The organism is Pseudomonas sp. MF08831 (assembly GCF_059862645.1).
Map to the genome: position 1 here is coordinate 450230 of NZ_JCBCUX010000006.1, position 9073 is coordinate 459302.

The 9073-nt window shown below is 63.0% G+C and carries 8 protein-coding genes; 3 read left to right on the forward strand and 5 right to left on the reverse strand.

Features of this window, described 5'->3' with window-relative positions; translation table 11 throughout:
• Positions 1-5: 5 nt before the first annotated feature.
• Together AC19YS_RS15970 and xylB are read left to right on the forward strand one after the other, a co-directional pair.
• Entirely contained in the window at positions 6-1007 is a 1002-nt protein-coding gene (locus tag AC19YS_RS15970; protein WP_106580388.1) for a LacI family DNA-binding transcriptional regulator, read from the forward strand.
• 7 nt (positions 1008-1014) lie between these two features.
• Positions 1015-2475, forward strand: coding sequence for a xylulokinase (xylB, locus tag AC19YS_RS15975; RefSeq protein ID WP_500602221.1), 1461 nt, complete (start codon positions 1015-1017; stop codon positions 2473-2475).
• A 265-nt stretch (positions 2476-2740) separates the two neighbouring features.
• On the opposite strand, the gene AC19YS_RS15980 is transcribed toward xylB, so the two are convergent.
• From AC19YS_RS15980 to AC19YS_RS15995, 4 genes are all read right to left on the reverse strand, one after another.
• Entirely contained in the window at positions 2741-3199 is a 459-nt protein-coding gene (locus AC19YS_RS15980; RefSeq protein ID WP_500602222.1) for an REP-associated tyrosine transposase, read from the reverse strand.
• A 324-nt stretch (positions 3200-3523) separates the two neighbouring features.
• Positions 3524-4321, reverse strand: coding sequence for an aldo/keto reductase (locus tag AC19YS_RS15985; RefSeq protein WP_500602223.1), 798 nt, complete (start codon positions 4319-4321; stop codon positions 3524-3526).
• The gene (locus tag AC19YS_RS15990) at positions 4321-5190 is read right to left on the reverse strand and encodes an NmrA family NAD(P)-binding protein (RefSeq protein WP_119740515.1); all 870 of its coding nucleotides are present in this window, start codon (positions 5188-5190) and stop codon (positions 4321-4323) included. The genes AC19YS_RS15985 and AC19YS_RS15990 overlap by 1 nt, the downstream gene beginning before the upstream one ends.
• A gap of 98 nt (positions 5191-5288) precedes the next feature.
• A complete protein-coding gene (locus tag AC19YS_RS15995; protein WP_119740513.1) occupies positions 5289-5732 on the reverse strand; it encodes an Lrp/AsnC family transcriptional regulator in 444 nt (147 codons plus the stop codon).
• A 108-nt stretch (positions 5733-5840) separates the two neighbouring features.
• Between AC19YS_RS15995 and AC19YS_RS16000 the strand changes: the two genes are divergently transcribed.
• Entirely contained in the window at positions 5841-6746 is a 906-nt protein-coding gene (locus tag AC19YS_RS16000) for a DMT family transporter (RefSeq protein ID WP_500602224.1), read from the forward strand.
• On the opposite strand, the gene AC19YS_RS16005 is transcribed toward AC19YS_RS16000, so the two are convergent.
• A complete protein-coding gene (locus AC19YS_RS16005; RefSeq protein ID WP_500602225.1) occupies positions 6724-8703 on the reverse strand; it encodes a peptidase U32 family protein in 1980 nt (659 codons plus the stop codon). The two genes, AC19YS_RS16000 and AC19YS_RS16005, sit on opposite strands and share 23 nt — an antisense overlap.
• Positions 8704-9073 lie beyond the last annotated feature (370 nt).

A 9073-nucleotide genomic window follows, 5' to 3' on the forward strand; every position in this document is an offset into this window, starting at 1 on the left:
GCGTCGTGGTCACCATGGATGACGTGGCAAGCAGGGCGGGGGTGTCGACGTCGACCGTGTCCCACGTGTTGAACGGCACCCGCAAGGTCAGCGAGGCCACGGTGCAAGCGGTGCAGCGCGCGATTCAGGACTTGGGCTACATCCCCAATACCCTGGCGCGCTCGCTGGCCCGTTCCAGCACCAGCACGATTGGTGTGGCGATCTCGGCGCTGTCCAACCATTACTTCAGCGAAACCGTGCACGCGATTGAAACCGAGTGCGCCAAGCACGGCTACATGATGCTGTTTGTCGACCCCCACGACGACCCGGAGCAGGAGCTGCGAGTGGTCACGGCGTTGCATCATCGGCGGGTCGATGGGATTTTGCTCGCTCCGTCCACCGACTCCAGAGCCCTGGAGTATTTGCAGGCGAATGAAATGCCCACGGTGCTGGTGGACCGCATGATGAGTACGCAGTTTGACCAGATCGGGGTGGAGAATACCCAGTCCACCCAGGCCCTGGTCGCGCACTTGATTGAACACGGGCACCGCCGGATCGGCTTTATTGCCGGGCGCGCGGGGCTGGGCACTACCGATGAGCGCGTGGCAGGTTACCGGGCCGCATTGCAGGCGGCAGGCGTGGCGTTTGACCCGCAGTTACTGGTCAACGGTGGCTCGAACAGCCAGCCGGCGCGCGTCGCGACCGCGCAGTTGCTGGCCCTGAGTGCGCCGCCTACGGCGATCATGGCGGGCAATAACCTGATGACGCTGGGCGCCATGCACGCGCTGCGAGACGCGCGGGTCGAGGTGCCGGGGCAGATCGCGCTGGTGGGTTTTGATGATTTTGACTGGGCGGATTTTTTCGTGCCGCGCCTGACCTTGATTGCCCAGCCGGTCCAGGAGCTGGGCGCGCGCGCGGTGCAGATGCTGCTGCAACGCATGGCCTCGCCGGCCGCGCCGGTGCAAAGTGTGCGCCTGGCGCCGAGCCTGCAATACCGTAATTCATGTGGCTGTATTGGATTGGAATGACCCACGTATGAGCAGTCCTGTTTCCCTCGGTATTGATTTGGGCACCTCTGAACTCAAGGCGATCCTGATGGACGTCGACGGCGCCGTGCTCGCCCACGCCGGTGTGCGCTTGAGTGTCTCGCGACGCCACAGCGGCTGGTCCGAACAGGCCCCGCAAGACTGGTGGCAGGCCTGTTTGCAGGCGCTTGAGCAGTTGCGTGCGCATGCGGCGTTCAGTCGTGTGGTGTGCATCGGGTTGTCCGGGCAGATGCACGGCGCTGTGTTGCTCGGGGATGACGACCGGGTGTTGTACCCGGCGATCCTGTGGGACGACTCGCGTGCTGTCGCCCAAGCTGAGCAACTCGGGCCCGGCTTCGCCGAAGTCACCGGCAGCCTGCCCATGGCCGGGCTGACCGCGCCGAAACTGCTGTGGTTGCAGCAGCATGAACCCGAGGTGTTCAAGGCCATTGACTGCGTGCTCTCGCCCAAGGACTACCTGCGTTTACGCCTGAGTGGCGAGCGCATCAGCGAGATGTCCGATGCGGCCGGCACACTGTGGCTGGACGTGGCGCAGCGCGAATGGTTCGCGCCGATGCTGCGTGCCACGGGGCTTGCGCCTGCGCAAATGCCCAGGCTGGTGGAAGGCGGTGCACCGGCGGGTTACGTGACGGCGAGCGGACTGGGTTTGTCGCCCGGCGTGGTGATTGCCGGTGGCGGCGGCGATAACCCGGTGGCGGCCGTCGGCATCGGCGCAATCAATGCCGGCGACGGTTTCATCACCCTGGGCACCAGCGCGGCCATCGTCGCCATCACCGATCACGCCGCCGGCGACCCGGCCAGCGCCGTGCACAGCTTCTGCCACGCGCTGCCTGATCGCTGGTACACCATGGGCGCCATGCTGGCCGGGGCCAGTTGCCTGCGCTGGGTGACACGCTTGACCGGTATGCCGGACGAACAAACGCTACTGGACCAGGTGCAGGCGCAGTTGCCGATGGGGCAGCCGGTACCGTTGGACACACCCCTGTTTTTGCCCTATCTGGCCGGTGAACGCACGCCGCACAACGACCCATTGCTGCGCGGCGGTTTCATGAACCTGGGTCACGATTGCACCCCGGCGATGCTCGGTTACGCCGTGATGGAAGGCGTGGGGTTTGGCTTGCTCGATGCCTTGCACGCCGTGCAATCGGCCGGCGCCAGCGTCGGCGCCTGCGCCCTGGTGGGCGGCGGCGCACGCAGCGAGTACTGGGCGCAGTTGTTGGCGAACATCCTGCAGCGCGAGATCTTTACCTTGCAGGGCAGCGAATTGAGCGCGTGTATTGGGGCGGCGAAGCTGGGGTTTGTAGCGATCGGGCAGGGCGCGTCGCTGTTGCAAGCGGGCATGCCGGTCAAGGCGCGGTATTGGCCTGATGCGACGCAACAGCCGGTGTTGGAAGCGCGCTATCGCAAGTTCCAAGGGTTACTGGTTGCGGCGAAGGCGCTGCACGACTGATCTGGCGTCGCGTGGTGAGCGAGCTTGCTGTGGCGAGCAGCCTGGCTGTGGCGAGCGGGCTTGCCCCGCGTTGGGCTGCGAAGCAGCCCCAGGACAGTCACCGCGTTTCTTCCGATGAATTGAGTCGTCAGGTTTCAGGGCCGCTTCGCGCCCCAACGCGGGGCAAGCCCGCTCGCCACAGCAAGCCCGTCCACCTCAGGATGCCCGTCCACCACAGAAATCCCATCTACCCCAGGAGGCTCGCTTGCCACGTGAGTCTGCAGCGTTACAACCAGGCCGCGTCCCACAACGGATAATCGCCAATGTGCTCGACCAGCCCGGCTCGTAGAGGGTTGGCAATCACGTAGCGAGCTATTTTCCTAGCGTCTTCCTCGGCCCGCACAGCACGGTCGTAATAGCCGCGCTGCCAGAATCTTTCCCGGCTGCCTCGGGCCCGATTGATACTCAGCGTACTGCGCGACTTGGTCTGGCGCATCACATCGGGCAGGGTCGAGTTATGCAGCTCGAACAACCAATGAAAGTGATCCGGCATGATCACCCACGCCAGTGAGTTGACTTGACCCGCGTCGTGGGTTCGTTTGAATTCTGCTACCAATAATCGTCCCAGCTCAAAACTGTTGAACAAGGGTTGGCGCTGATGCACGACGACGGTAACCAAATAAGCACGCCCTGATTCTGAGTAACGACCGCGGCGTAATCGGTGAGAGTTGGGCTGACGAGACAATCCGTTGCTCCTTGCATGGATAAGAAGCTGTGACGCTAGCAGCGCAGCCGGAACACCCGCGTTGACTTCCGTGTCCCCATATTTCCACGGGCCTTTAGTGGCAAGCGGGCTGTGGCGAGCGGGCTTACTGTGGCGAGCGGGCTTGCCCCGCGTTGGGCTGCGAAGCAGCCCCAGGACAGTCACCGCGTTTCTCCCGATGAATTGAGTCGTCAGGTTTCAGGGCCGCTTCGCGCCCCAACGCGGGGCAAGCCCGCTCGCCACAACCCGCCCGCTCGCCACAGGAGGCCCACTGACTACAACTAGCCCACCAGCCACTCAATCGGCTTACAGCGCATCCCACTGCGGTGCAAACGGCGGCTGCACAAAGCGTTGGTCTTTGGGCAACCGCGCGATGGCTTGCATATCCTGCTCATCGAGTGTGACGTGCAGCGAATCGAGGTTGGCTTGCTGGCTTTGCGGGCGCTGGGCTTTGGGAATCGCCGCCACGCCTTGTTGGCGTAACCAGGCCAGGGCGACTTGCGCCGCGCTGGCGCCGTGCTTGGCGCCGATCTGTGTGAGTACCGGGTCGGTGGCCGCGCGACCCTGTGCCAACGGCGCATACGCGACCATCGGGATGCGTTTGCCGCGCAGGTACTTGAGCAGGCGGCTCTGGTCGAGGAACGGATGGTATTCCGCCTGTACCGCGGCAATCGGCGTGCCCAGCACATCGATCGCCTCGCGCAGCATCGGCATGTTGAAGTTGCACACACCGATGTGTTTCACGCGGCCACTGTCGCGCAGAGCCAACAAAGCGTTCATCACGCCGGGCAGGTCCATGTCGGCAGCCGGCCAATGCACCATGAACAGATCGACGTAGTCCACCGCCAGCTTGCCGAGGCTCAGCTCAAAGGCTTTTTGCAGCGCGGCCGGCGCCAACTGGTCATGCCAGACCTTGGTGGTCAGGAACACCTCGTCGCGGGGGATGCCCGAGTGTCTGATGGCCTGGCCAACGGCGGCTTCGTTGTCGTACAGGGCGGCGGTGTCGATATGCCGGTAACCCAGCGCCAGGGCACTTTCGACCACCGCCCGGCAGTCATCGCCGGGCATACGGAAGGTACCGAAACCCAATTCAGGCAGGTTCATCAGGCATTCGACTCCGCGGTTTTACCTGCCAGCTCGCGCAATACCGTGAGCAGGGAGGTTGTGCCCTTGAGCACCTGATCGTGCTCGAAACAGATCCAGCCTTCGTTGAAACCATCGACCATGCGCATGCGCGGCAGTGGGTTGTGTGCACCTTGGCCACGCAGCAACGGCTCCCAGGTATCGCGCTCAACCACGTCGGCACGCACGTCACGGCCGAGCACTTGCGCCAGGGTCTGGGCGATGTCGTTCGGGCTGACCCATTGGCTTTCCAGTTCGACTACGCGGTGGCCGGCCCAGTCTTGCTGCAACAACTGCGCGGCGAGTGTGCCGATGTCGGCCGTGGCAACCATTGGTATGCGCTTGTCCAGCGGTTGCAGGAAGCTGTGGATCACGCCGGTGTCACGCGCACTGCTGACGTCGTAGGCGGCGTTTTCCATGAACCAGCCCGGGCGCAGGAAGGTTACGGGGATGTCCAGGGCGCTCAACGCCTGCTCCATCAGCGTGCGCTGGGTCAGCAGGTTGAGCTCTTTGGCCTGCGCGCCGATGGTCGACAGGCACAAGACTCTTTGTGGCGCGGCGGCTTTGAGCGCTTGGCTGACAGCCGCTATCACCACACGCGCTTCAGGAAACCCAGGCTGCGGATCGAAGCCCGGTGGGGGCAGGATGAACACGGCGGTCGCGCCCTTGAACGCTTCGGTCAACGCCTGTGCATCTTCCATCGCGGCGAACGCGATTTCGCAGCCCTGGTCGGCCCAATATGCCGCTTTGCCGGCGTCGCGAATGACGGCGCGAACCGGCAGACCTGCCTTGAGGAGGTTATGCGCCAGGGCGCCGCCGACTTTGCCTGTGATGCCAGTGATTACGTACATGCGCTTCACCCCTGTGGGTTCCAATGTGTGGAGCCCAGCATAAAGTTCGGCCGGCGATGACAGAATAGCGATTACGTCACTGCGTTAGTGACGTGCAATCACGAATCGGCCAGGGGCGGTAAACGCCGTTTGACCGGGGTTTTCTTGACAATGGCGGTGTTGGTTTCGGCATAGGCGTTGATCCGGTCCAGCAGGGTGTCGAGGTGGTCCATGGTGCGCACGTGCAGGCGCGCGATAAAGCAGTCTTCACCCGTGACCTTGTCGCACTCGGTGAACTCGGGAATCGCCTGGATCTGGCGCTCCACCTCCTGCAATTTGCCGGGCAATGGGCGGATACGCACGATGGCTTGCAGCAAATAGCCGAAGTGTTTGGGGTCGATGTCGACGGTGTAATGGGTCAGCACGCCGCGCTCCTCCAAACGGCGCAGACGTTCGCCCACGCTGGGCGAAGACAGCCCGGTAATACCCGCCAACGCCTTGAGCGACAGGCGCGAGTCGTCCATCAAGGCGGCGATCAGTTGCTGGTCGATAGAGTCAATCATGCGGCCTGCCTAATTAAAAAAGGTAATTGAGGGTTTTTGCCTACTTTAGTCGCTGGAGGCGCTGACCGGCAGATTGCCATAATTGAGCCTCACTTGAGGAGCGCCATCGTGGACACATCTATTCGTCGCGGGTCGTGGGAAATGGTCGCCGCCATGCTGATTTCGGGCACCATCGGCTGGTTTGTGCTGGTGTCTGGCGTGTCGGTGATCGAAGTGGTGTTCTGGCGCTGCGTGATTGGCGCGCTGACGCTGTTGCTGGTGTGTGCGTGGTTGGGTTACTTGCGCCGAGACCTGCTGACCCGGGCCAAGCTCGGCCTGGCGATGCTCAGCGGCGTGGCCATCGTTGGCAACTGGTTGCTGTTGTTCGAATCCTATTCACGTGCATCGATTGCCATCAGCACGGCGGTGTACAACGTGCAGCCGTTCATGTTGGTGATGCTGGCGGCGCTTTTTCTGGGTGAGAAGATCACCGTGCAGAAGCTCGCGTGGTTGAGCGTGGCGTTCCTCGGCATGTTGGCGATTGTCACCGCCCACGGCGAACAGCAAAGCGCTGGCGGGGATTATCTGACCGGCATTGCCCTGGCGTTGGGCGCAGCGTTTTTGTACGCGATTGCCGCGTTGATCATCAAGCGCTTGAAGGACGTTCCACCCCACTTGATGGCGTTGATCCAGGTGATTACCGGCGCACTTTTGCTGGCGCCGTTGGTGCCCTGGCACAGCTTGCCTGCCGCGACCCAGGCCTGGGCTGCGCTGGTCACGCTGGGCATGGTGCACACCGGTTTGATGTATGTGTTGCTGTACGGGGCGATCCAGAAACTGCCGACCGCCATTACCGGCGCGCTGTCGTTCATCTACCCGATTGCGGCGATCTTCGTCGATTGGTTCGCCTTTGGGCATCGCCTGGGTTGGCTGCAATGGCTGGGGGTCGTTGCGATTCTGCTGGCGGCAGCGGGGTTGCAGCGGGGCTGGTGGTGGCCCCGCTCCCCAAGGGTTAGTGCGTGCCCTGAAAGATGATGTTTTCCGGGTTGAAATGGCCCACGCCGCTGCCCGGCTGCGGCAAGCCAAGGATGTGGCCCTTGATCTTGCCCACCACGTGCATCTCGCACGGTTTGCAGTCGAACTTCAGGGTCAGCACTTCATCACCGTGGATCAGTTGCATTGGCGCCACTTTGGTCTTCACCCCCGTCACGCCCTTGGCCTGTTTAGGGCACAGGTTGAACGAGAACCGCAGGCAGTGCTTGGTGATCATCACCGGCACTTCGCCAGTTTCTTCGTGGGCTTCAAAGGCGGCGTCGATCAGCTTCACGCCGTGACGGTGGTAGAAGTCCCGGGCTTTCTGGTTGTAGACGTTGGCCAGGAACGACAGGTGCGCTTCCGGGTACACCGGCGGCGGCGACGTCTCAGCCTTGCGTGCCCCCCGTGGGTGAGCGGCAACGCGGGCGGCGGTCAGCGCCTCGATCACCTCACGGCGCAAGGCCTTGAGCTGCGAGCTGGGGATGAAGAATGCCTGCGGCGCATCCAGCTCGATGTGCGTGGCGTGGTACTCGGTGGTGCCGAGTTGGCCAAGCAGGTCGCGCAGGGTGTCGAGCGCCTGTTCTGGCTTGTTGGCCACGCCGAACGGGCCGGGCAGGGTGACGCTGGCGCTGATGCCTTCTTCGCTGGTCGCGGTCACGTCCAACTGGTCTTCACGCAGGCGCGCGACCCACTGCAGGCCAATACGGCGCTCGGCCGAGGTTTTGAGCAGGGCTTGTTGCCAGTTGTGGTCGAGGTTGCGGTTCAGCGGATGGTTGGGGCGCAACTGGTGCAGGCCGGCCGGCATTTCATTTGGTTCGACGCGGTAGCGGTAGCGTTTCTCGCCGTCTTCTTCGAACTCGCCTTTGGGTTCGGCGATGTTGGCGCGAAAACCCACGACTTCGCGCTTGATCAGCACATTAAGGCCGTCGCCGTTGGAGAGCGGCTCATGGGTGACTACCTGCAAGTCGCGCTTGCCGGCTTTTTCCACCACACCCACCGGCAGGCCGGTGAAGGTGGGCGTGTCGAAGGCACCGATGTCGATCTTGCGGTCGGTGACGAAGTAGTCGGTGCTGCCCCGGTGGAAGGTTTTTTCCGGGTCGGGCAGGAAGAAATGCGCAGTACGGCCGCTGGAAGCGCGCGCCAGGTCAGGGCGGTCTTCGAGGACGTCGTCGAGGCGTTGGCGGTAATAGGCGGTGATGTTTTTCACATACCCCATGTCCTTGTAGCGGCCTTCGATCTTGAACGAACGCACACCGGCTTCGACCAGCGCGCGGATGTTGGCGCTCTGGTTGTTGTCTTTCATCGACAGCAGGTGTTTTTCAAAGGCCACCACGCGGCCCTGGTCATCTTTCAAGGTGTACGGCAGGCGGCAGGCCTGGGAGCAATCGCCACGGTTGGCGCTGCGGCCATTTTGCGCGTGGGAGATATTGCATTGCCCGGAGAACGCCACGCACAGGGCGCCGTGGATGAAGAACTCGATGGCGGCATCGGTTTCATCGGCGATTGCGCGGATTTCCTGCAGGTTCAGCTCGCGGGCCAACACCAACTGCGAGAAACCGGCCTGGTCGAGAAACTTGGCGCGGCCCAGGGTGCGGATGTCGGTCTGGGTGCTGGCGTGCAGCTCGATGGGCGGAATATCCAGCTCCATCACGCCCAGGTCTTGCACGATCAAGGCATCGACGCCGGCGTCGTACAGCTGATGGATCAGCTTGCGCGCGGGTTCCAGTTCGTTGTCGTGCAGGATGGTGTTGATGGTGGTGAATACGCGGGCGTGGTAACGGCGGGCGAATTCGACCAGTTGAGCGATGTCGCTCACCTCGTTACACGCGTTGTGGCGTGCGCCGAAGCTTGGTCCACCAATGTAGATGGCGTCGGCGCCATGCAAGATAGCCTCGCGCGCGATGGCGACATCGCGGGCCGGGCTGAGCAATTCCAGGTGATGCTTGGGCAAGGACATAGTTTTTTTAGTCAGGCTTGTCACGGTTGAGGCGGGCATTGTAGCTGTGAAATGCCGGGTGGGCACCTACCGCAGGGCTGTCTGGGCGAATGGGGGGAGGTGGATTGGGGGCATATCCGTTGCTGCGGTAAGGGCGGCTGGTGGTTCCGCTCTTACAGCGGGTCACTTTTGGCAAACGCCCGGAATGCCGGCCCAGCCAAAAGTAACCAAAAGGTCTTTGCCCCACCACTCGGTGCCTCGCCCAGGCTCGGCATGCCCTCACTCCGGCTTGAATCCGTGGGCCGCCGCGACGGGCCATCCATGGCCCAACGCGGCTAACCCGGCGTCCTGCCGGGTTACCCACGGATTCAAGCCTGCGTTCGGCCAGCGT

What these genes read in the sequence shown, in the direction of transcription:
- xylB (WP_500602221.1), top strand. Translation starts at nt 1,015, where the DNA reads ATGAGCAGTCCTGTTTCCCTCGGTATTGATTTGGGCACCTCTGAACTC.
- AC19YS_RS15985 (WP_500602223.1), bottom strand. Translation starts at nt 4,321, where the DNA reads ATGAACCTGCCTGAATTGGGTTTCGGTACCTTCCGTATGCCCGGCGAT.
- AC19YS_RS15990 (WP_119740515.1), bottom strand. Translation starts at nt 5,190, where the DNA reads ATGTACGTAATCACTGGCATCACAGGCAAAGTCGGCGGCGCCCTGGCG.
- AC19YS_RS15995 (WP_119740513.1), bottom strand. Translation starts at nt 5,732, where the DNA reads ATGATTGACTCTATCGACCAGCAACTGATCGCCGCCTTGATGGACGAC.
- AC19YS_RS16005 (WP_500602225.1), bottom strand. Translation starts at nt 8,703, where the DNA reads ATGTCCTTGCCCAAGCATCACCTGGAATTGCTCAGCCCGGCCCGCGAT.